Annotated in this window: 21 protein-coding genes and 1 pseudogene; 10 read left to right on the top strand and 12 right to left on the bottom strand. The window is 55.0% G+C overall.

The window, feature by feature from the left end; all coding sequences use genetic code 11:
• Window position 1: 1 nt before the first annotated feature.
• The 4 genes from nuoC to PGQ95_RS14495 form a co-directional block, all read right to left on the bottom strand.
• On the bottom strand, window positions 2-1,810 hold the full coding sequence (gene nuoC, locus PGQ95_RS14510; RefSeq protein ID WP_015365585.1) for an NADH-quinone oxidoreductase subunit C/D: 1,809 nt from the start codon (window positions 1,808-1,810) through the stop codon (window positions 2-4).
• Window positions 1,811-1,898: 88 nt separating this feature from the next.
• Window positions 1,899-2,573 (bottom strand): NADH-quinone oxidoreductase subunit NuoB, encoded by a 675-nt coding sequence (gene nuoB, locus PGQ95_RS14505; protein WP_002913178.1) that lies wholly within the window; start codon window positions 2,571-2,573, stop codon window positions 1,899-1,901.
• 15 nt (window positions 2,574-2,588) lie between these two features.
• Entirely contained in the window at window positions 2,589-3,035 is a 447-nt protein-coding gene (gene nuoA, locus PGQ95_RS14500; protein WP_002913181.1) for an NADH-quinone oxidoreductase subunit NuoA, read from the bottom strand.
• Window positions 3,036-3,687: 652 nt separating this feature from the next.
• A complete protein-coding gene (locus tag PGQ95_RS14495; protein ID WP_430918488.1) occupies window positions 3,688-4,614 on the bottom strand; it encodes a LysR family transcriptional regulator in 927 nt (308 codons plus the stop codon).
• An 885-nt stretch (window positions 4,615-5,499) separates the two neighbouring features.
• Between PGQ95_RS14495 and alaA the strand changes: the two genes are divergently transcribed.
• Complete coding sequence (alaA, locus tag PGQ95_RS14490; RefSeq protein WP_015365583.1) at window positions 5,500-6,717, top strand: alanine transaminase AlaA; 1,218 nt, start codon at window positions 5,500-5,502, stop codon at window positions 6,715-6,717.
• Between the two features lie 81 nt (window positions 6,718-6,798).
• Window positions 6,799-7,398 (top strand): 5'-deoxynucleotidase, encoded by a 600-nt coding sequence (yfbR, locus tag PGQ95_RS14485; protein ID WP_032712094.1) that lies wholly within the window; start codon window positions 6,799-6,801, stop codon window positions 7,396-7,398.
• Between the two features lie 37 nt (window positions 7,399-7,435).
• On the opposite strand, the gene PGQ95_RS14480 is transcribed toward yfbR, so the two are convergent.
• The 4 genes from PGQ95_RS14480 to yfbV form a co-directional block, all read right to left on the bottom strand.
• On the bottom strand, window positions 7,436-9,268 hold the full coding sequence (locus tag PGQ95_RS14480; protein WP_113374320.1) for an SLC13 family permease: 1,833 nt from the start codon (window positions 9,266-9,268) through the stop codon (window positions 7,436-7,438).
• Window positions 9,269-9,344: 76 nt separating this feature from the next.
• Complete coding sequence (locus PGQ95_RS14475; protein WP_430918485.1) at window positions 9,345-10,004, bottom strand: sugar phosphatase; 660 nt, start codon at window positions 10,002-10,004, stop codon at window positions 9,345-9,347.
• Window positions 10,005-10,015: 11 nt separating this feature from the next.
• A complete protein-coding gene (locus PGQ95_RS14470; protein ID WP_045391472.1) occupies window positions 10,016-10,510 on the bottom strand; it encodes a YfbU family protein in 495 nt (164 codons plus the stop codon).
• Between the two features lie 85 nt (window positions 10,511-10,595).
• Entirely contained in the window at window positions 10,596-11,051 is a 456-nt protein-coding gene (yfbV, locus tag PGQ95_RS14465; RefSeq protein ID WP_015365578.1) for a terminus macrodomain insulation protein YfbV, read from the bottom strand.
• A gap of 338 nt (window positions 11,052-11,389) precedes the next feature.
• Here yfbV and ackA point away from each other — a divergent pair, with 338 nt between their 5' ends.
• Window positions 11,390-12,592 carry an acetate kinase gene (gene ackA / locus PGQ95_RS14460; RefSeq protein ID WP_015365576.1) on the top strand — a complete coding sequence of 401 codons (1,203 nt, stop codon included), beginning with the start codon at window positions 11,390-11,392 and terminating at the stop codon, window positions 12,590-12,592.
• A 119-nt stretch (window positions 12,593-12,711) separates the two neighbouring features.
• The gene (gene pta, locus PGQ95_RS14455) at window positions 12,712-14,859 is read left to right on the top strand and encodes a phosphate acetyltransferase (protein WP_026612251.1); all 2,148 of its coding nucleotides are present in this window, start codon (window positions 12,712-12,714) and stop codon (window positions 14,857-14,859) included.
• Between the two features lie 67 nt (window positions 14,860-14,926).
• On the opposite strand, the gene yfcD is transcribed toward pta, so the two are convergent.
• From yfcD to yfcF, 3 genes are read right to left on the bottom strand one after another with little or no spacing between them, the layout of a single operon-like run.
• On the bottom strand, window positions 14,927-15,484 hold the full coding sequence (gene yfcD, locus PGQ95_RS14450; protein ID WP_047066214.1) for an NUDIX hydrolase YfcD: 558 nt from the start codon (window positions 15,482-15,484) through the stop codon (window positions 14,927-14,929).
• Between the two features lie 56 nt (window positions 15,485-15,540).
• Window positions 15,541-16,092, bottom strand: a complete 552-nt coding sequence (gene yfcE / locus PGQ95_RS14445; protein ID WP_047043293.1) for a phosphodiesterase — start codon at window positions 16,090-16,092, stop codon at window positions 15,541-15,543.
• Between the two features lie 57 nt (window positions 16,093-16,149).
• A complete protein-coding gene (yfcF, locus tag PGQ95_RS14440) occupies window positions 16,150-16,794 on the bottom strand; it encodes a glutathione transferase (RefSeq protein WP_015365572.1) in 645 nt (214 codons plus the stop codon).
• A gap of 161 nt (window positions 16,795-16,955) precedes the next feature.
• Between yfcF and yfcG the strand changes: the two genes are divergently transcribed.
• The 6 genes and pseudogenes from yfcG to PGQ95_RS14410 all read left to right on the top strand — a co-directional run bounded on the left by yfcG (window position 16,956) and on the right by PGQ95_RS14410 (window position 20,576).
• Window positions 16,956-17,585 carry a GSH-dependent disulfide bond oxidoreductase gene (gene yfcG, locus PGQ95_RS14435; protein WP_087860104.1) on the top strand — a complete coding sequence of 210 codons (630 nt, stop codon included), beginning with the start codon at window positions 16,956-16,958 and terminating at the stop codon, window positions 17,583-17,585.
• A gap of 65 nt (window positions 17,586-17,650) precedes the next feature.
• Window positions 17,651-18,013: a dihydroneopterin triphosphate 2'-epimerase gene (folX, locus tag PGQ95_RS14430; RefSeq protein WP_015365570.1), complete on the top strand. Its 363-nt coding sequence runs from the start codon at window positions 17,651-17,653 to the stop codon at window positions 18,011-18,013.
• A gap of 21 nt (window positions 18,014-18,034) precedes the next feature.
• Window positions 18,035-18,928, top strand: a complete 894-nt coding sequence (locus tag PGQ95_RS14425; RefSeq protein ID WP_430918481.1) for a TIGR01777 family oxidoreductase — start codon at window positions 18,035-18,037, stop codon at window positions 18,926-18,928.
• 213 nt (window positions 18,929-19,141) lie between these two features.
• Window positions 19,142-19,396 carry a hypothetical protein gene (locus PGQ95_RS14420; RefSeq protein WP_430918479.1) on the top strand — a complete coding sequence of 85 codons (255 nt, stop codon included), beginning with the start codon at window positions 19,142-19,144 and terminating at the stop codon, window positions 19,394-19,396.
• Between the two features lie 3 nt (window positions 19,397-19,399).
• Complete coding sequence (locus PGQ95_RS14415; protein WP_430918477.1) at window positions 19,400-19,954, top strand: DNA-binding protein; 555 nt, start codon at window positions 19,400-19,402, stop codon at window positions 19,952-19,954.
• Window positions 19,955-20,029: 75 nt separating this feature from the next.
• Window positions 20,030-20,576 (top strand): annotated as a pseudogene (locus PGQ95_RS14410) (GNAT family N-acetyltransferase).
• On the opposite strand, the gene hisP reads toward PGQ95_RS14410, so the two are convergent.
• A complete protein-coding gene (gene hisP / locus PGQ95_RS14405; RefSeq protein ID WP_015365566.1) occupies window positions 20,565-21,338 on the bottom strand; it encodes a histidine ABC transporter ATP-binding protein HisP in 774 nt (257 codons plus the stop codon). The pseudogene PGQ95_RS14410 and the gene hisP overlap by 12 nt on opposite strands.
• Window positions 21,339-21,342: the final 4 nt, after the last annotated feature.

The following is a 21,342-nucleotide window of genomic DNA, read 5'->3' as shown; positions in this document are numbered from 1 at the left end:
ATTAGCGGTCCACGTCTGACATAACAAAATCAATACTACCCAGATAGACGATAAGGTCGGATACCAGGCTGCCGCGGATCGCCGCCGGGATCTGCTGCAGGTGCGCATAGCTCGGGGTACGAATACGGGTACGGTAGCTCATGGTGCTGCCGTCGCTGGTCAGGTAGTAACTGTTAATCCCCTTCGTCGCTTCAACCATCTGGAAGGATTCGTTGGCCGGCATCACCGGGCCCCAGGAAACCTGCAGGAAGTGCGTAATCAGGGTCTCAATGTGCTGCAGCGTGCGCTCTTTCGGCGGCGGCGTGGTCAGCGGGTGATCCGCTTTGAACGGGCCTTCCGGCATATTATCGAGGCACTGCTGGAGAATGCGCAGGCTCTGGCGCAGCTCTTCCACTTTTAGCATCACGCGGGTGTAGCAGTCGGAAACGCCGCCGCCAGTCGGGATTTCAAAGTCGAAGTTTTCGTAGCCAGAATAAGGACGCCATTTACGCACGTCGAAGCCGATACCGGTCGCGCGCAGGCCTGCGCCGGTGGTACCCCACTCCAGCGCTTCTTTCGCGGTGTAGGCGGCAACGCCTTTGGAGCGGCCAATCAGAATAGTGTTGCGCAGCGCGGCTTTCTCATAGGAATCCAGGCGCTTAGGCATCCACTCAAGGAATTCACGCAGCAGGCGATCCCAGCCGCGCGGCAGGTCGTGGGCGACGCCGCCGATGCGGAACCATGCCGGGTGCATACGGAAACCGGTGATCGCTTCGACCAGATCGTAGATTTTCTGACGGTCGGTAAAGGCGAAGAAGACCGGGGTCATCGCGCCGACGTCCTGAATAAAGGTCGAGATATACAGCAGGTGGCTGTTAATGCGGAACAGTTCGGACAGCATCACGCGGATCACGTTCACGCGATCCGGCACGGTGATCCCGGCCAGTTTTTCCACCGCCAGCACGTACGGCATCTCGTTGACGCAGCCGCCGAGGTATTCGATACGGTCGGTGTACGGGATGTAGCTGTGCCAGGACTGGCGTTCACCCATCTTCTCCGCGCCGCGGTGGTGGTAGCCGATGTCCGGCACGCAGTCGACAATCTCTTCGCCATCCAACTGCAGAATAATACGGAATGCGCCGTGAGCGGACGGGTGGTTCGGGCCGAGGTTGAGGAACATAAAGTCCTCGTTTTCGGTACCGCGCTTCATACCCCACTCTTCCGGCTTGAAGGTTAACGCTTCCATTTCCAGATCCTGCTTGGCCTTGGTCAGCTCAAACGGATCGAATTCGGTGGCGCGCGCCGGATAGTCTTTACGCAGCGGGTGGCCTTCCCAGGTCGGCGGCATCATGATGCGGCGCAGATTCGGGTGACCGTCGAAGGTCACGCCAAACATTTCCCAGGTTTCACGCTCATACCAGTTGGCGTTAGGGAACAGTTTGGTGAAGGTCGGTAGATGCAGATCGTTTTCAGACAACGCCACCTTGAGCATGATATCGCGGTTGCGGTCTACTGAGATCAGGTGGTAGAAAACGGAAAAATCCGCGGCTGGCAAGCCATCGCGGTGTGTACGTAAACGTTCGTCCATGCCGTGCAGGTCAAACAGCATCACGTAAGGTTTAGGCAATCTCTTCAGGAAATCACCCACCTCGAGCAGCTGTTCGCGCTTCACCCATACCACCGGAACGCCGGTACGGGTAGGCTGAACGGTAAAGGCATCCGGCCCAAAACGGTTGCGCAGTTCGCCGATCACCGGGTCATCAAGGTGATCGCGGGTTTGCCAGGCTGGTGCGGCGTCATGCGCGGTTAAATCAGTCATATTGTTCACCATTGCAAAAGGTCCGTGGTGACTGCCGGGCGAGGCTTCGCTGCTTTTGTAGATTGATTTGCGAAGTCTGGTTCCCGCCCGCAGGCGCAAGTTAAATCTCGTCCGGAGTCCGCAGATTGGTCACCGCAATTCGTTCGCCGCGTTTACGCTCGCGCTCGGATTGCATGTTGGCGCGATAGACGCCCTGATCGCCAACCACCCAAGAGAGAGGACGGCGCTCTTTACCAATGGATTCCTGCAGCAGCATCAGCGCCTGCATATAAGCTTCCGGACGCGGCGGACAGCCCGGGATGTAAACATCAACCGGAATAAACTTGTCCACGCCCTGGACGACGGAGTAGATATCGTACATCCCGCCGGAGTTAGCGCATGCGCCCATAGAGATAACCCACTTCGGCTCCAGCATCTGATCGTACAGGCGCTGAATAACCGGGGCCATTTTGGTGAAACAGGTACCGGCGACCACCATCAGGTCGGCCTGACGCGGAGAGGCACGCAGTACTTCCGCGCCAAAACGCGCAACGTCATGCACCGCAGTGAATGACGTCACCATTTCTACATAGCAGCAAGACAGGCCGAAGTTGTACGGCCAAATCGAGTTCTTACGGCCCCAGTTCACCATGTCATGCAGCGCGTGTTCGAGTTTCCCCATATACACGCTTTTATTGACTTCTTGCTCCAGGGGGTCAGTTACGATCTCCTGTTTTTGCAGGGGGTAACGGTCGTTCTCACCGTTAGGATCTATGCGGGTGAGCGTATAATCCATCTTATTGCCTCGCTTTTACTGCATATGACGGTTAGTGGGACTGTCTGTTTCCGGGTTAACCAGCGTGCGACGGGAACGCGCAGGCGTCCAGTCCAGTGCGCCGATGCGAACGAGGTAAACCAGACCAGCCAGTAGCACTAAAATGAAAATTGCGGCTTCCACAAAGCCAACCCAGCCGCTTTCGCGAATGGATGTTGACCATGCGTAGAGATACAGGGCTTCCACGTCGAAGATAACGAAGAACATGGCGACCAGATAAAACTTCGCAGAAAGACGTAAGCGGGCCGAACCAACGGAGTCGATCCCCGATTCAAACGGCGTGTTTTTGCTACGCGCGCGCGCGCGACCGCCAAGGTACCAGCCGCCGACGAGCATCAGGCAGCACAGACCGATAGCGATGATGAGAAATATAGCGAATGCCCAATGATGAGCGATGACTTCAGTGGATGTTGACATACGCATTGCTTAACCAAAAAAGTGTAGCGCCAAAACCCTCTGCTCTTGATGGCAGATGAACGCCACAGCGTTTCACGGGAGGAATAAAAAAATGACCTTGCAAAAAAGCGTCCCTGGTTGATGAGGAAGCCCAAATGCCGTGGCTTTTTACCCCTTTCTTTAACCTTTTGTCAACTTTAACAAAAGTTTTAACTACATTAATTTACATTGGAATCTTTTCATTAACATTAAATGCCCTTTGTTGCGTAATAACCTTGCATATCATTCGGATTTAGTGTTGTTGAATCGTGTCCGTTTTAGACGTAAATCAGTTTCGCCAATCTATTTTGACAGGATTTGGCCGCGATTCCTCCCCCCAAGTAGGGGTATTTTCTTGATCTGTGACACGCTTTTGTTAATTACATCTGGAAAACGGCAACAATCCGTCCGGTTTTTTAACATTAGCAGGAAGTATTGAAACTGCAGCTAAAAACAGGGAAACAATGGTCGCTTTCAATCCAACTCATTGATTCATATATCAATAAATTATTAAACTGCTTAAAATCCTTGTAAAATATAAAAAAAAAGAGCCACTGACCTCATTTTGTCGATCGGCGGCTCTTTTTTACACTTACATTTTGTTACCGGATTATTGTGATCGATATATGATAATTTCGCTTTATGAAACCAGAGATCCGTCTCCCCCTTCCGGGGTATACAGCGTTTCCGTGTTCCACGGATTATGGTCCTGGCTCAGGGACTGAAAAATCGCCTGCGCCAGCTCGTTTTCCCGCTGTGGATTGCAGCTCAGCACATAGTGGGTATCCGGTAGGCCTGGCAAACCATCGCTTTTACCCGGTACGCGCAGTTCCGGACTCATCATTTCTACCGGACGCGCGGTGACGCCAAGCCCCGCTTTCACCGCCGCCTTCACCCCGGCCAGAGAACTGGCGGCATGCGCCAGATGCCAGGGGACCTGCGCGGCATTCAGCGCCGAGATGATATCTTCGCGAAACGGCCCGGACTCTTCGAGCAGCACCAGCGGAACAGATTCACCGTGCGCCAGTACGTAATCCGCGGCGCAATACCACAGCGTCGGCGAGGTACGCAGCGTCAGGACATCAAATTCGCCGGTTTGATGAGTGGTTAACGCCAGGTCAATCTCGCCGCTGCCCAACTTCGCAGCGATATCGGCGTAATTAAGGACCTTAATTTCCAGCGTCAGTTTGGGATAGAAGCTGCCGATTCGATTGAGCAGATAAGGCAGGATGGTATCCGCCGTTTCATCGGAGGCGCCGATAGTCAACGTCCCCTGCAAACTGCCAAACATCAGCGACATGCAGGCTTCATCATTAAAACGCAGTATTTTGCGCGCGTAGCTGAGCAGTTGGATCCCCTGCTCAGTCAGTAATTTATTACGCCCATGACGAGCGAAAAGCTCTTTGCCAACCAGTTGCTCCAGTCGCTGCATCTGCTGGCTGACGGCGGACTGGGTACGACATACCGCGGCAGCGGCCGCCGCAAAGGTACTCAGATCGGCGACGGCGACGAAGGTCCGCAGCAGATCGAGATCGAGATTTAGTATCGGACGATTTGCATTTATCATATTTCTTCACTTACAAGCGCTAATGCTGGCCTGCCTTGTTGATGCTGTATCCAGGTTTCCGGCTATTCCATGAGCCTCGTGCCGAGCGGACAATTGCCGCGGGTGACAACTGGAAGAACGTCATTGCATGTGAAAGCACTCGTTCGCGACAAATGTGCGAAAAATTTGAGTAATATTTTGTTCGTAGCTCTACGCATTTTTAATTACTGAGACTTACGTTATGTGATGAATCTCAAACAAAGTCTGCAATAACAAATGTCGTTACGACCGGAAGCCCGACACAGATAACAACGCTTGCTGGAACACAAACAAAAAAGTCTGCAATAACAATATATTAATAAAATCACGCCGTTAAACAGAGGTTTATACGTCGATATTAACCGTCATATCCTAACCGAAAACCACAATATTTATAAGCGCTAATCAGTATTATCTAAGGTAATTTTAAACATTTTTGCAGCACTATAATTAAATTAACAAAAGCCGAAATAATCCATGCAATCAAATATACCTGATTCATTAATTGGCATGTTTTATTAAAAAAAATTAACATAGTTGCTACAGTTGTCGTCGCCCTCTTTCTTATTAGCATAGTGTCTTTTAGCGGTTAAAATTCAGGCAAGCCGCTTTTTCCTTCAGCAACAAACCAGATAAACATCCATACAATTGCGCAATATGCGCAACATAAAACCATTCAAAAACCCATATCAGGCACATTATATAAAGAATAACGCCATTACACAGATAAATTCATTACTCTAAAAAAATACTATTCGCAAAATCTTCTCCTGTTAACCCTTCAAAACAGCGGGGATGCGGAGTACATTGTTCCGTGCTGACTTCCACGGCAGGGAGTGGCGATAACAGCTAAAAGGTCAAAGGTTCATGTCCCCTATCGAAAAATCCAGCAAGTTAGAGAATGTCTGTTACGACATCCGCGGTCCGGTTCTAAAAGAAGCAAAACGCCTTGAAGAAGAAGGCAACAAGGTACTCAAGCTGAATATCGGCAACCCGGCGCCGTTCGGCTTTGATGCGCCTGACGAAATCCTCGTCGACGTTATCCGCAATCTGCCGACCGCCCAGGGCTACAGCGACTCAAAAGGTCTCTATTCCGCCCGTAAAGCAATTATGCAGCACTACCAGGCGCGCGGAATGCGCGATGTTACCGTGGAAGATATCTATATCGGTAACGGCGTTTCAGAGCTAATCGTCCAGGCCATGCAGGCGCTGCTCAACAGCGGCGACGAAATGCTCGTTCCGGCCCCGGACTACCCGCTGTGGACCGCGGCTGTCTCGCTTTCCAGCGGCAAAGCGGTGCACTATCTGTGCGACGAATCTTCAGACTGGTTCCCGGATCTCGACGATATCCGCGCCAAAATTACGCCACGCACCCGCGGGATCGTCATCATTAACCCGAATAACCCAACGGGCGCCGTTTATTCCAAAGAGCTGCTGCAGGAGATAGTCGAGATCGCCCGTCAGCACAACCTGATTATTTTCGCCGACGAAATCTACGACAAAATCCTGTATGACGACGCCGAACACCACTCTATCGCCGCGCTGGCGCCGGATATGCTGACCGTCACCTTCAACGGACTGTCGAAGACCTATCGCGTCGCCGGTTTCCGCCAGGGCTGGATGGTGCTGAACGGGCCGAAAAAGCACGCCAAAGGCTATATCGAAGGGCTGGAAATGCTGGCCTCAATGCGTCTGTGCGCGAATGTCCCGGCGCAACACGCTATCCAAACCGCGCTGGGCGGCTACCAGAGCATTAGCGAATTTATCATTCCGGGCGGGCGTTTATATGAGCAGCGCAACCGCGCCTGGGAGTTAATCAACGAGATCCCGGGCGTCTCCTGCGTCAAGCCGAAAGGCGCGCTGTATATGTTCCCGAAAATCGATGCTAAACGCTTTAATATCCACGATGACCAGAAAATGGTGCTCGATTTCCTGCTACAGGAGAAAGTGCTGCTGGTTCAGGGTACCGCCTTTAACTGGCCGTGGCCGGATCACGTGCGTATCGTCACCCTGCCGCGTGAAGATGACCTGGAAATGGCGATTTCCCGCTTTGGCCGTTTCCTCTCCGGCTATCATCAGCTTTAATCGCGCCGCCGCCGGTATTTGCATCCGGCGGCGATCCCTGCGCACAATGGAACCTGATGTTGTCACCGCTTAAGGGTTCCTATGAGTCAGAGTCATTTCTTTGCCCACCTCTCCCGCCTGAAACTAATTAACCGCTGGCCATTGATGCGCAACGTGCGTACCGAGAACGTCTCCGAGCACAGTTTGCAGGTGGCGATGGTCGCCCACGCGCTGGCGGCGATTAAGAACCGCAAGTTTGGCGGCCAGGTCAACGCCGAACGTATTGCCCTGCTGGCGATGTATCACGATGCCTCCGAGGTACTCACCGGCGATCTGCCCACGCCGGTGAAATACTTCAATTCGCAGATTGCCCAGGAATATAAGGCGATTGAGAAAATCGCTCAGCAAAAACTGGTCGATATGGTTCCCGATGAGCTGCGCGATATCTTTGAGCCCCTGATTGATGAGCACCATTACAGTGAAGAAGAGCAGTCGATTGTGAAGCAGGCCGACGCCCTGTGCGCCTATCTGAAATGTCTTGAAGAGCTTTCCGCCGGCAATAACGAATTCCTGCTGGCTAAAGGTCGGCTGGAAAAAACGCTGGAGTCGCGCCGCAGCCCGGAGATGGATTACTTTATGCAGGTGTTTGTCCCGAGCTTCCAGCTGTCGCTTGATGAAATCAGCCAGGATTCACCGCTTTAATATACGGGCCGGGCATCCCCTGCCCGGCCTGAATGAATTAAAACGGAAAGAGTACCGGGATCAGCAGCACGCAGACCACCATCACCAGTACGGTGAAGGGCACACCGATTTTGACAAAATCACTGAACGAATATTTACCGGGTCCGAGCACCAGCGTGTTAACCGGTGAAGAGACCGGGGTCATGAAGGCCGCCGAAGCCGCCATCGCCACCACCATGGCGAAGGGATACGGCGATACCCCCATCGATTTCGCCGCCGCCAGAGCAATCGGCGCCATCAGCACCGCCGTCGCGGTGTTAGAGATAAACAAACCAATCGCCGCGCACATCACAAACAGACAACCCAGCATCAAGTAGGGGCCTTTGCTCCCGGCGACGTCCATTAACCCCTGCACCACCAAATCCACGCCGCCGGTTTTCTGCAATGCCAGGGCAAACGGCATCATCCCCACGATCAAAATGATACTCGGCCAGTGAATCGCCTTGTAGGCGCTCTCCGCATTGATGCAGCGAAACTTGCCCATCAACAGGCAGGCGATGATTGCGGCAATGGGGTTGGGAATTTCATCGGTAAGCATCAGCGCTACCATCAACACCAGGCAGAATATGGCGTGCGGCGCCTGGCTGTGAGCGGGCGACGCATCGTTGACCTCAACCGGCATATTCAGCACCACAAAATCACGGCCGCGTTTTGCCAGCATGGCTATCTGCCGCCAGTTGCCGACCACCAGCATAATGTCGCCTAATTGCAGCGGTTCATCGACTACCGCGCCGTCGAGCGCTGTGCCATCGCGCTTCAGGCCGACGATATTCAGACCGAAACGGGTACGGAAGGCCATCTCGCGCACCGTTTTACCAATAAGCTCTGAATCAGGGATTAATGAGACTTCCGCCATGCCGACGTCCAGCGCCTGGTCGGAAAAGTATTCGCCACGCAGCACCATCGGCTCAAGCATCTGTTCGCCGCAAAACTGCCGCAGATCGACATCGGAAGCCGACATATCGATAAGCAACACGTCGCGGGCGCGAAACTCCGATACCCCGTTAACGTTGACAATCACCCGGCGAAAACGCCGCCAGCGTTCGACGCCGATAACGTTGGCGCAGTAGCGTTCACGCAGCTTTAAATCATCAAGCCGCTGGCCGATCATCGGCGAGCCCGGACGAATCGCCAGCCGGCGCGCCCTACCGGTGAGGCGGTACTCTTTGATTAAATCACGAAAGGTGCTTTTCTTGCGCACATCGCGAGCGGCGCTGTCATCTTCGCTCTTCAGCATAAAGCGCATCACCAGCATATAGACGATACCCAACACCAGCACCACCAGGCCAATCGGAGTCACGCTGAAGAAACTGAATCCATGCAACCCCTCGCGCAGCAGTTCACTGTTGACCACCAGGTTCGGCGGCGTCGCCACCAGGGTCATCATGCCGCTAATCAGCCCGGCGAAGCTTAGCGGCATCATCAGCCGCGATGGCGAGGTATTCATGCGCAACGAGACGCTGAGCACCACCGGAATAAATATCGCCACGACGCCGGTTGAGCTCATAAACGCGCCCAGCCCGGCAACGGTGAGCATCAGATAGACCAGCATTTTGGTTTCGCTATTGCCGGCAACCTTGACCAGCCAGGAGCCCATTTTAGTCGCCACGCCGGTGCGCACCAGGCCATCGCCAATGATAAATAGCGCAGCAATGAGAATAACGTTCGGATCGCTAAAGCCGGAGAAGGCCTCGCTGAGGGTTAACGTACCGCTAAGCACAAACGCAACAATGATCATCAGCGCGATGGCATCCATGCGCACCTTGCCGGTTGCAAACAAGACAACCGCGATGGCCAGTAGCGATAACACCCAAATCAATTCACCGTTCACAACTTATCCTTGTCTGAAGAGGGAGCCGGAATTGTGGCATAAAAAAGCCCCGGCGACGCGGGGCTAAATCATGAGATTATGCTTTAAGATTCACCTGAACATTGCCGTCCGCCTGCCGCTCAATGCGCAAGCTTTCGAGGGTTGTCAGCACCAGCTCGGCTTCATCAAGACGCGGCGCATCCGCCGGAACGTTGACGGCGATGGTGCGGCATCCGGCAGCCAGCCCGGAAAGCAGCCCCGCCGGCGCATCTTCAACCACCGCGCACTGTTGCGCCGGTATCCCCAGCAGTTCAGCGCCGAGCAGATAGGCATCCGGCGCCGGTTTCCCCTTCTTCACCTGCTCGGCGGTGACAAACACTTTCGGCATCGGCAGACCTGCCGCGCGGTGGCGGGCGTGAGCGACCGGAATGGAACCCGAAGTCACGATAGCCCACGGGATCCCCGCTTCATTAAGCGTATTCAGCAAGCTTAACGCGCCCGGCAGTGCGACAATGCCTTCGATATCAGTGGCTTCAATCTGCTCAAGAAAGCGGAACTCGGCCTGAATATCCTCTTCGCTGCGCCCCGGCATAAAATGACGAATCGAAGTGATGGCCTGTTTACCGTGAATGAAACCGAGAATCTCATCGTGTGGAATGCCGAAACGATCGCCCCATTTACACCATGAACGCTCGACTACCGGCAAAGAATCCACCAGCGTCCCGTCGAGATCGAACAGGAAACCTTTACACTGCACGGGCACCTCCATCAGGCATTAATAATTTGGTTAATTTCGTTGCTACTCAAGTGATACTGGCGCGGGCAGGAGTGCCAGGCGGCCAGCATACGCTGGTATTTTTCCCACATCGGCGTCTGCGAGTTAAAGCCGTGAGTTCCTGCGTCGAAGTGGCTATAGCGCCCTTCTACATTGACCATAAAGCGCACGTAGCCGAGATAGCGGGCTTCTGTGGCGACATCAAAGCCAAGGAAGGTGACCCGGCGTTCATCAATAGCGGAGGCATCCTTCAGGTTGGTCCACGAGACGTGCAGCGCGTGGTACATCTCCATGATATCGATAATAGTCCGGCAGGTTTCTTCCGTCAGTTGGCCAAATTCGCGGTCCAGCTCGCGCATTTGCAGCCCATATCCACGCTCGATGATGGTCTGTAGACGGCGGTAACGTTCGGCGTTGTCCGGGTCGAGCATAGTCATCATCTTGTACTGATTGGACAAAATCAGACGCTGCGCATTGGTCATTTCCATTTTTGACTCCTGTAGCACTTACGGCGTGAAATAAAGAAGGCGCATAAATCATGCGCCTTCTTTTATATGCGTTTTCCGTATGGAATTACAAATCATCAAGGAAAGTTTTATCCAGTTGTTTGAAGGCGCGCTTAAGCGTGTCAGCCAGCGCCTGGTAATCCGGCTTGCCGTCAACCGGCGCTAACGCCTGCCCGGCCTCTTGTAATTTGCCGCGCACTTCATAAAACCAGTTCAATATTGATGGCGGTAATGGCGTCACGGAACGCTTGCCCAACCACCACAGCCCCTGCATCGGCAGGCTTAAGGCAAATAGCGCGGTGGCGACGGCCGGGCCGAGCTGCCCGCCGAGCGCTATCTGCCAGCATAAGGTGAAGACCGCAACCGGCGGCATGATGCGAATCGCGTAGCGAGTGGCGCGAATAATGCGGTTTTCGATAAACACCGGCGCCAGCCGTTTATCGAGGGGCCAGGTCTTCGCATAGTGCTGCCCGCGACGAAACAAGCTAAAAAAGCTAACGGGGCGATTCTCAGGGGTCGACATGGCTATACCTCAACTTTACATATAAAACTTAAAATTTTCGTGCAAAACACCAACTGTGCATGACAACGTTCAAAAGATTTTGGCAATGGATGCGGCAATCAGGTATCCTGTGCCCACCTGAGAGGGCGGTTAGACCCTTTTACCAGGTTAGTCAAATTATCGCATATTCTGCTGCTGGCGGAAAATTATGCAAAATGACATAAAATCATATGTACTTCCCTCATCGTGCCAGAAAACAGAACAAGGCATGATGTTAATCATAAATGTCGATGTCATCCTGCGCTACGCTTTGTGACACACTGATGTTTTTTTAGCCACGTATCATAAAAGGTACTTCCATGTCGAGTAAGTTAGTACTGGTTCTGAACTGCGGTAGCTCTTCCCTGAAATTTGCTATCCTGGATGCCGTTAACGGTGACGAATATCTCTCCGGTTTAGCCGAATGTTTCCATCTTCCTGAAGCCCGTATCAAATGGAAAATGGACGGCGGCAAACACGAAGCTGAGTTAGGCGCAGGCGCCGCTCACAGTGAAGCGCTGAACTTTATCGTTAACACTATTCTGGCACAAAAACCAGAACTGTCAGCACAGCTGACCGCAATTGGCCATCGTATCGTTCACGGCGGTGAAAAATACACCAGTTCCGTTGTCATCGACGATTCCGTTATTCAGGGCATCAAAGACTCCGCTTCCTTCGCACCGCTGCACAACCCGGCGCATCTGATCGGTATCGCTGAAGCGCTGAAATCCTTCCCGCACCTGAAAGACAAGAACGTTGCCGTGTTCGACACCGCGTTCCATCAGACCATGCCGGAAGAGTCCTACCTGTATGCCCTGCCGTACAGCCTGTACAAAGAGCACGGCGTACGTCGTTACGGCGCGCACGGCACCAGCCACTACTATGTGACTCAGGAAGCCGCTAAGGTTCTGAACAAGCCGGTTGAAGAACTGAACATCATCACCTGCCACCTCGGCAACGGCGGTTCCGTTTCCGCTATCCGTAACGGTAAATGCGTTGATACCTCCATGGGTCTGACCCCGCTGGAAGGTCTGGTGATGGGTACTCGCTCTGGCGATATCGACCCGGCAATCATTTTCCACCTGCACGACGCGCTGGGTATGAGCGTAGATGCTATCAACAAAATGCTGACCAAAGAGTCCGGCCTGCTGGGTCTGACCGAAGTCACCAGCGACTGCCGCTACGTTGAAGACAACTACGCGGATAAAGCTGACGCTAAGCGCGCAATGGACGTTTACTGTCACCGCCTGGCGAAGTACATCGGTTCTTACACTGCGCTGATGGACGGTCGTCTGGACGCCGTTGTCTTCACCGGTGGTATCGGTGAAAACGCCGCGATGGTTCGTGAACTGTCCCTGGGTAAACTCGGCGTTCTGGGCTTCGAAGTTGATCACGAGCGTAACCTGGCTGCCCGTTTCGGCAAGTCTGGCTTCATCAACAAAGAAGGCACCCGCCCTGCCGTGGTTATCCCGACCAACGAAGAGCTGGTGATCGCTCAAGACGCACACCGTCTGACCGCTTAATTCCACACCGCCAGCGATAACCCTGACTGCTTCGAGTTGCCACTTGAAGTATGAACGGTAAGCTGGCGGTGCTGTTTTGTATCCCGCCTAAAACTGGCGGTAACGAAAGAGGATATATCGTGTCCCGTACTATCATGCTGATCCCTACCGGAACCAGCGTAGGCCTGACCAGCGTCAGCCTCGGTGTTATCCGCGCTATGGAACGCAAAGGCGTTCGCCTGAGCGTCTTTAAACCTATCGCCCAGCCGCGTTCCGGTGGCGATACTCCAGACCAGACTACCACCATCGTTCGCGCCAGCTCTTCAACGACGACTGCCGCTGAGCCGATGAACATGAGCCACGTTGAGTCGCTGCTGTCCAGCAACCAGAAAGACGTGCTGATGGAAGAGATCATCGCCAACTACCATGCCAACACTCAGGATGCTGAAGTGGTGCTGGTTGAAGGCCTGGTCCCGACCCGTAAACACCAGTTCGCTCAGTCTCTGAACTACGAAATCGCAAAAACGCTTAACGCGGAAATCGTCTTCGTGATGTCTCAGGGCACCGATACCCCAGAACAGCTGAACGAGCGTATTGAACTGACTCGCAACAGCTTCGGCGGCGCGAAAAACACCAGCATCACTGGCGTTATCGTTAACAAATTGAATGCTCCGGTTGATGAACAAGGCCGTACCCGCCCTGACCTGTCCGAAATCTTCGACGACTCGTCTAAAGCGAAAGTCGTGAAGATCGACCCGGCGCAGCTGCAGAACGGCAGCCCGCTGCCGGTGCTGGGCGCGGTGCCATGGAGCTTCGATCTGATCGCCACGCGCGCTATCGACATGGCGCATCACCTGAATGCGACCGTGATCAACGAAGGCGACATCAATACTCGCCGCGTGAAGTCCGTAACCTTCTGCGCGCGCAGCATTCCGCACATGCTGGAGCACTTCCGTCCGGGTTCTCTGCTGGTGACTTCCGCAGACCGTCCAGACGTACTGGTCGCTGCCTGCCTGGCGGCGATGAATGGCGTAGAAATCGGCGCCATCCTGCTGACCGGCGGCTATGAAATGGACGCGCGCATCAGCAAACTGTGCGAACGTGCTTTCGCCACCGGCCTGCCGGTATTCATGGTTAACACCAACACCTGGCAGACCTCTCTGAGCCTGCAGAGCTTCAACCTGGAAGTACCGGTTGACGATCACGAGCGCATCGAGAAAGTTCAGGAATACGTTGCCAACTATATCAACGCCGACTGGATCGAATCGCTGACCGCGACCTCCGAGCGCAGCCGTCGTCTGTCTCCGCCAGCCTTCCGCTACCAGCTGACCGAGCTGGCGCGTAAAGCGGGCAAACGCGTCGTTCTGCCGGAAGGCGACGAACCGCGTACCGTTAAAGCGGCGGCCATCTGTGCCGAGCGCGGTATTGCCACCTGCGTGCTGCTGGGCAACCCGGATGAGATCAACCGCGTTGCGGCCTCTCAGGGCGTAGAGCTGGGCGCAGGCATTGAAATCGTCGATCCGGAAGTGGTACGCGAAAGCTACGTGGCGCGTCTGGTCGAACTGCGTAAGAACAAAGGCATGACCGAAGCGGTTGCGCGCGAGCAGCTGGAAGATAACGTGGTTCTTGGCACCCTGATGCTGGAACAAGACGAAGTCGACGGCCTGGTATCCGGCGCGGTTCACACCACCGCCAATACCATCCGTCCGCCGCTGCAGCTTATCAAAACGGCGCCGGGCAGCTCGCTGGTCTCTTCCGTATTCTTCATGCTGCTGCCGGAACAGGTTTACGTTTACGGCGACTGCGCGATCAACCCGGATCCGACGGCAGAACAGCTGGCGGAAATCGCAATTCAGTCCGCTGATTCCGCGATTGCCTTTGGTATCGAACCGCGCGTGGCGATGCTCTCCTACTCCACCGGCACCTCCGGCGCAGGTAGCGATGTAGAAAAAGTACGCGAAGCAACTCGTCTGGCGCAGGAAAAACGTCCTGACCTGATGATCGACGGTCCGCTGCAGTATGATGCCGCGGTAATGGCCGACGTAGCGAAGTCCAAAGCGCCGAACTCTCCGGTAGCTGGCCGCGCAACCGTGTTCATCTTCCCGGATCTGAACACCGGTAACACCACTTACAAAGCCGTACAGCGTTCCGCTGACCTGATCTCCATCGGGCCGATGCTGCAGGGTATGCGTAAGCCGGTAAACGACCTGTCCCGCGGCGCGCTGGTAGACGATATCGTCTACACCATCGCACTGACGGCGATTCAGTCTTCTCAGCAGCAGAAATAATCTCCCGCTGAGACAAAAAAGGCAGCCAAATGGCTGCCTTTTTTATGACGCTAACGCGTAAAGGAAATTACGCTTCGTCTTCTTCCTGCTCGTCGCGATCGTGGCCGGTATTGCCCGCGTTACGGGTCATCCACAGCGCCAGCGCTTTCAGTGAATCGGCGGTGAACTCATCGCAGCGCGCGGTGATCTCTTCCGGCGTCAGCCAGCATACTTCGCTAACCTCTTCTTCCTGCAGGGCGAACGGGCCATGAGAAACACAGCTAAACAGGCTGCCCCAGACGCGGCAGTGTTTATCTTCGTAATAGAATTGGCCATGATCGGCAAAAGGCACGCCCGCAATCCCCAGCTCTTCTTCCGCTTCGCGGCGCGCCGAGTCCAGCAGCTGTTCATCCGCCTGCACCACGCCGCCGGCGGTCGCATCCAGCATACCCGGCATGAAATCTTTGCTCTCGGTACGGCGCTGCACCAGAATTTTGCCCATCCCATCATGAACCACAATATAGGTCGCGCGGTGGCGCAGACACTGCGCGCGCATTTGCTCGCGGCTGGACTGTGCTATCACCTCATTGTTTTCATTAACAATATCGACCCATTCTGTGCTTGCCAAATGCTTCTGTTCCGCCATCAGGAAACCTTACTTTTAAGCGCTCTCGCGGCGCGTCTTTACGATTGAGGGGTAAATTACGGGTAAATCGCGGCCTCTGCAATAACCTGATTATCTTTGAGTGCGAAAACCTGCAGCCGATCATCTTCCAGCATGCCGTAGCTGGCGGCAAAGCCGCCTTTCGGGATGCTCACAGAGCCAGGATTGAAGAGGAAAATATCGCCGCGTTTCTCGGCAACCGGAATATGAGTATGACCATAAGCCAGTACATCGCCAGCGGCGAGCGGCGGCAAATTATCTGGACTATAGAGATGACCGTGGGTCAGAAACAGGCGGTAGCGTTCGCTAAGCACCTGCTGCCAGGGGGCGGTAATGGGGAAATGCAGCAGCATTTGATCGACTTCGCTATCACAGTTACCGCGGACGGCGATAATCCGCTGCGCGACGCTGTTCAGCCGCTCGGCGACCTGCGCCGGCGCATACCCTTCCGGCAGCGCGTTGCGCGGCCCGTGATTGAGCACATCGCCGAGGATAACCAGCCACTGCGCCCCGCTCTGCGCGAAGCGTTCCAGAACGCGTTCGGTCGCAGGCAGCGAACCGTGAATATCGGATGCGAACATCAGTTTCATATCAACCCCTTACCAGACAATACGGTCTGTCTATGATAACGGAACTGCCTGCGCTTATCAGCCGCTACGTTTAGCCGACAGTGCGGCATAACGCTGAACAGACGCCCGCTGCCACTGGAAGGTCGCGTAGTCCGCCAGCGCTTCCGGCACCTCGTCGCCGTTCAGCACCAGACGGTTTAGCATCAGCGCAAGATCGGCATCGGCAATACACCATTCGCCAAACAGATTCTGCCCGCCATGCGCCAAAAGCGCGCCGGCGGTCGCAAAGAGTTTAGCCGCGCTGGTTTGCCCCGCGGCGCTAAGCGCGGGCTTCTTCGCGCCGCCAAACACCACGTCGGTAGAACGTTCTTCGCGTATGGGCATCAGATCGCTTCGCAGCCAGGCCTGCACCTGCCGCGCCCGCGCGCGTTTTTGCAGGTCGTGCGGATACAAGCGCTCCCACTCCGGCGGCGCAAAGCGTTCGTCAAGGTATTCGGTAATGGCCGAGGATTCGCTTAGCGAAAAATTATCCACTTCCAGCAGCGGCACGCGCCGTGTCGCGGAGTAGCCCTTCCAGCCCGGCTGCAGATGCTCGCCGCTGTCGAGATTGACGGTTTTAAGGGTGAACGGCAGGCTTTTTTCCTGCAGCGCCACATACACGGACATCACATAGGGGGAGAAAAAATCGGCATCGGACCACAGGGTAATAACAGGCTGATTCATGACATCCTCAATGAAGCCAGGGGGAGATAAATCAACATAGCTGGTCTGCTATAAGATGTCACTGGCAGCCGCATGAGGATTTCGCAATATAATCTTTGCCCCGCGATGGCGCAGGTCGCCTATACTCGAAACGTTTGCGACCTTCGATGGCGGGAGACCTCATGATCGATCTTTACTATGCACCCACCCCCAACGGCCACAAAATCATCCTTTTTCTGGAAGAGGCGCAGCTGGCCTATCGCCTGATACGCGTCGATATCGGCAAAGGTGAACAGTTTCGCCCGCAGTTTCTGGCTATCTCGCCAAATAATAAGATCCCGGCGATCGTTGACCACGTTCCGGTCGACGGCGGCGCGCCGTTAAGCCTGTTTGAGTCCGGAGAGATCCTGCTCTATCTGGCGGAAAAATCGGGAAAATTACTGAGCGGCGAGCTGCGCGAACGGCATACCACCCTGCAATGGCTATTCTGGCAGGTTGCAGGCTTGGGGCCGATGCTTGGGCAAAACCACCACTTTAATCATCACGCGCCTCAGGCTGTTCCCTACGCCATTGAACGCTATCAGGTCGAAAGCCAGCGCCTCTATGGCGTAATGAACCGGCGTCTTGAAGCCAGTCCATGGTTGGGCGGCGAGCACTACAGTATCGCCGATATCGCCTGCTGGCCATGGATTAATGCCCACCAGCGCCAACGCATCGATCTTAGCCAGTTCCCGGCGGTGCATAACTGGTTTGAACGCATCCGCCAGCGCCCGGCAACGCAACAAGCGCTACTCAAAACGCAACATTATTAATCCCCTGCTCGCAGGGCGTGCTTTCATGTATGATTGCGGAAATTACTACACGGAGGAAGCCTGCAATGTCTCAGCCAGACGCCATTATTCGTATTAAGAACCTGCGCCTGCGTACTTTTATTGGAATCAAAGAGGAAGAGATCGCCAACCGACAGGATGTATTGGTGAATGTGGTGATTCACTATCCGGCCGATAAGGCTCGCGACAGCGAAGACATCAATGATGCCCTGAACTATCGCACCATTACTAAGCGCATCATCAGCCATATCGAGAATAACCGCTTCTCGCTGCTGGAAAAATTAACCCAGGATGTGCTCAATATCGCATGCGAACATCACTGGGTCACTTATGCTGAAGTAGAGATCGATAAACTTCACGCGCTGCGCTATGCCGACTCAGTATCAATGACCATGAGCTGGCGGCGCTAAAACGTTTGTTAGGGAGGCGGTATGAAAATCCTGCTCACTGGCGGTACCGGGCTCATTGGTCGGCATCTTATTCCCAGGCTGCTGGAACTTGGGCACCAGCTCACGGTTTCCACCCGCACTCCTGAACGCGCGAAAGCCCGTCTCGATCCCCGTGTCACGCTGTGGCGCGGTTTCGAGGGGCAAAACAACCTCGATGGCTTTGACGCCGTCATTAACCTTGCCGGTGAACCGATCGCCGATAAGCGCTGGACGGCGGAGCAAAAAGAGCGCCTGTGTCACAGCCGCTGGGACATCACCCGGCAACTGGTCGCGTTATTTAAAACCAGCGAAACACCACCTTCCGTGCTGATTAGCGGTTCCGCTACCGGCTATTACGGCGATCTCGGTGAAGTCGTGGTGACCGAGGAAGAGCCACCGCACAACGAATTTACCCATAAACTTTGCGCCCGCTGGGAGCAAATCGCCTGTGAGGCGCAAAGCGATCGCACGCGCGTGTGCCTGTTGCGCACCGGCGTCGTCTTAGCGCCGCGCGGCGGGATCCTGGCCAAAATGACGCCCGCGTTTAAGCTTGGCCTGGGCGGACCTATCGGCGACGGTCGCCAGTATCTGGCGTGGATCCATATCGATGATATGGTGAACGGTATTCTGTGGCTGCTGGATAACGATCTGCGCGGCCCGTTCAATATGGTCTCGCCCTATCCCGTGCGTAACGAACAGTTTGCCCACGCTCTCGGCCACGCGCTCAATCGCCCGGCGATTTTCCGCGTTCCCGCCGCCGCCATTCGCCTGCTAATGGGGGAATCCTCGGTACTGGTGCTCGGCGGCCAGCGCGCGCTGCCAAAACGTCTGGAAGCCGCTGGCTTTAGCTTTCGCTGGTACGATCTGGAAGAGGCGCTGAACGATGTGTTGGGCTAGGTAGATAAACGGGGAGCAACGGCTCCCCGTTTTCTTCCCTTGGGCGGAAGCCGCCTCGCAAATCGTTAGTTCCTCGTCCTCCTTGCTACGCTTCTTGTGAAGCGCATTCCAACCGCAAAATTCTTCTCCTGCCATAACGTCCTGACGAGGAATATACCCTCAAAAAACGTTGACAGCCGTCAACACCCTTTTTATTGTGAGCAGGATTTGACGATGAAGGAACATCCGGACAAACATATCAGGAAGGCGATTGCTACGGCGCTGGCGCGGGGGTGGATATTGCTGCCTGCAGGTAAAAGCGCTCATTGCTTTGGGCGTCTCGTCTGCGGCGTGGCTGAACACCGTGAATATATGATGAGCATTTGGTCGACGCCCGCCGTCCCTGAAAACCACGCCCGGCAAATAATCAGAATGGTCGAACGGTGTCCCATCCAGGCTACCGGGCGCATCACGCATAAGGAACGCTAAACGATGCCGATATTTAATTTTACGCTGACGCTGTCCGGCGTCACCAATCAAACGCCCGGACTGGAAGATGCGCTCTTTGCCGCAGGCTGTAGCGACGCGCTGGTCTGCTTTTACGGTACTGCGGTCTACCTCGAGTTCGATCGCGAGGGCCAATCGCTGGAGCAGGCGGCGCTGTCCGCCATCCGCGATGTAGAAACCGCCGCGCTGCCAAGTATCCGCGTGGAGTCCATCGATTCGACACTGGTCGGGCTGAGCGATATCGCCGAACTTATCGGCGTCTCCCGCCAGGCGATCGCTCTATTAAAAGAGGGCGCTCGCGGCAGCGGGCGGTTTCCCGGCCCCGTACAGCGCGTGAAGGGCAATTCCCCTCTCTGGCGCTGGAAATCGGTCGTTGAATGGTTAGTCGCGGAAAAGCGCATCGCCGCCGATTCGCCGATGGTAGCTAACGCCCAACTGCTGGATAGCCTCAACCTGGCGCTACAGCTTCGCCGTTCACCGGAAAATCACCGCGTGCAGCGCTACCTGCAAAGTCTGAGCGCCACGCCACCCGCAGGCTGATCCGCGAGGGCGAGCATGTTACCCGGCACAGCATGGTGGTAAAGTAGGCTTTCGTTTTAGCTGATTAATTGCTTTATGACTACGATAACAACGCCCCGCCTGTTGCTTTCCCGCTTCACTCCGGCCGATTGGCCCTTTTTTCTGCGTCTGCGTCAGGACCCTGACGTCATGCGTTACATGGGTGAGGTGTTAAGCGAAACGGCGCTACACAGCGTGTTTGAATGCCGCTGCGAAGATGCCGGCGTCTTTGTGTTGCGCGATTCTGCCGGCACGCCGCTGGGGGATATTGGTCTGCGCATCAGCGCGAAAAATCCGCACGAGGCCGACGTCGGCTACGCGCTACTGCCGCAAGCGCAGGGTCAGGGCTACGCCAGCGAAGCGCTGCGCGCGATTTGTGATTACGGCTTTACCACCCTTGGCATCCACGCCATTAATGCCTGGGTGCTTGGCAATAATTTGGGATCGTCCCGGCTGCTGGAAAAGCACGGTTTTGTACGCATTCAGGTGCTGGAAAATGCTTACCACCTCAACGGCGTGGATTACGATGATTGGATCTACCGGCTGGAGCGTTAAGTCATTCCCGGCGAGCAAACCCGCCGGGAATGAGCGATTACTTCAGTGAACCTTTAAGGAACTGCTGCAGGCGCTGGCTTTTCGGGTTGCCGAATAGCTCGTCGGGATGCCCCTCTTCTTCGATTCTTCCCTGATGGAGGAAAATCACGTGTGAAGAGACGTGGCGGGCAAAGCCCATTTCGTGGGTGACGACCACCATGGTTTTCCCCTCTTCCGCCAGTTTTTGCATAATACGCAACACTTCGCCCACCAGTTCCGGATCCAGTGCCGATGTCGGTTCATCAAACAGCAGTACGTCCGGCTCCATCGCCAGCGCCCGCGCGATGGACACGCGCTGCTGCTGACCGCCGGAAAGATGTACCGGATATTTGATCTGCTGGCGTTCATCGATGCCGACTTTCGCCAGATACTTCACCGCCCGCTCGCGCGCTTCCTGTTTGTTAAGGCCGAGCACCTGAATCGGCGCCTCCATGACGTTTTCCAGTACCGTCATGTGGCTCCACAGGTTGAAGTGCTGGAACACCATCGTCAGTCGCGTGCGCAGCAGACGCAGCTGGTTTTTATCCGCTACCTTCAACTGGCCGTCTTTATCGCGCACCAGGCCAATATTCTGCCCGTTGACGATAATCGTTCCTTCGCTTGGCTTCTCCAGAAAGTTAATGCAGCGCAGGAAGGTACTTTTACCAGAACCCGATGAGCCGATAATACTAATCACGTCTCCGGCCTTCGCTTTCAGCGAGACGCCTTTCAGCACCTCGTGCTCGCCGTAACGTTTATGCAGATCGATAACGCTTAATTTATTGTCGGTCATGGCT

Origin of the sequence: Klebsiella sp. 141240 (assembly GCF_050600805.1) — a bacterium.
Taxonomy (GTDB): Bacteria; Pseudomonadota; Gammaproteobacteria; order Enterobacterales; family Enterobacteriaceae; genus Klebsiella; species Klebsiella aerogenes.
This window is presented reverse-complemented; position numbering and strand designations above follow the sequence as displayed.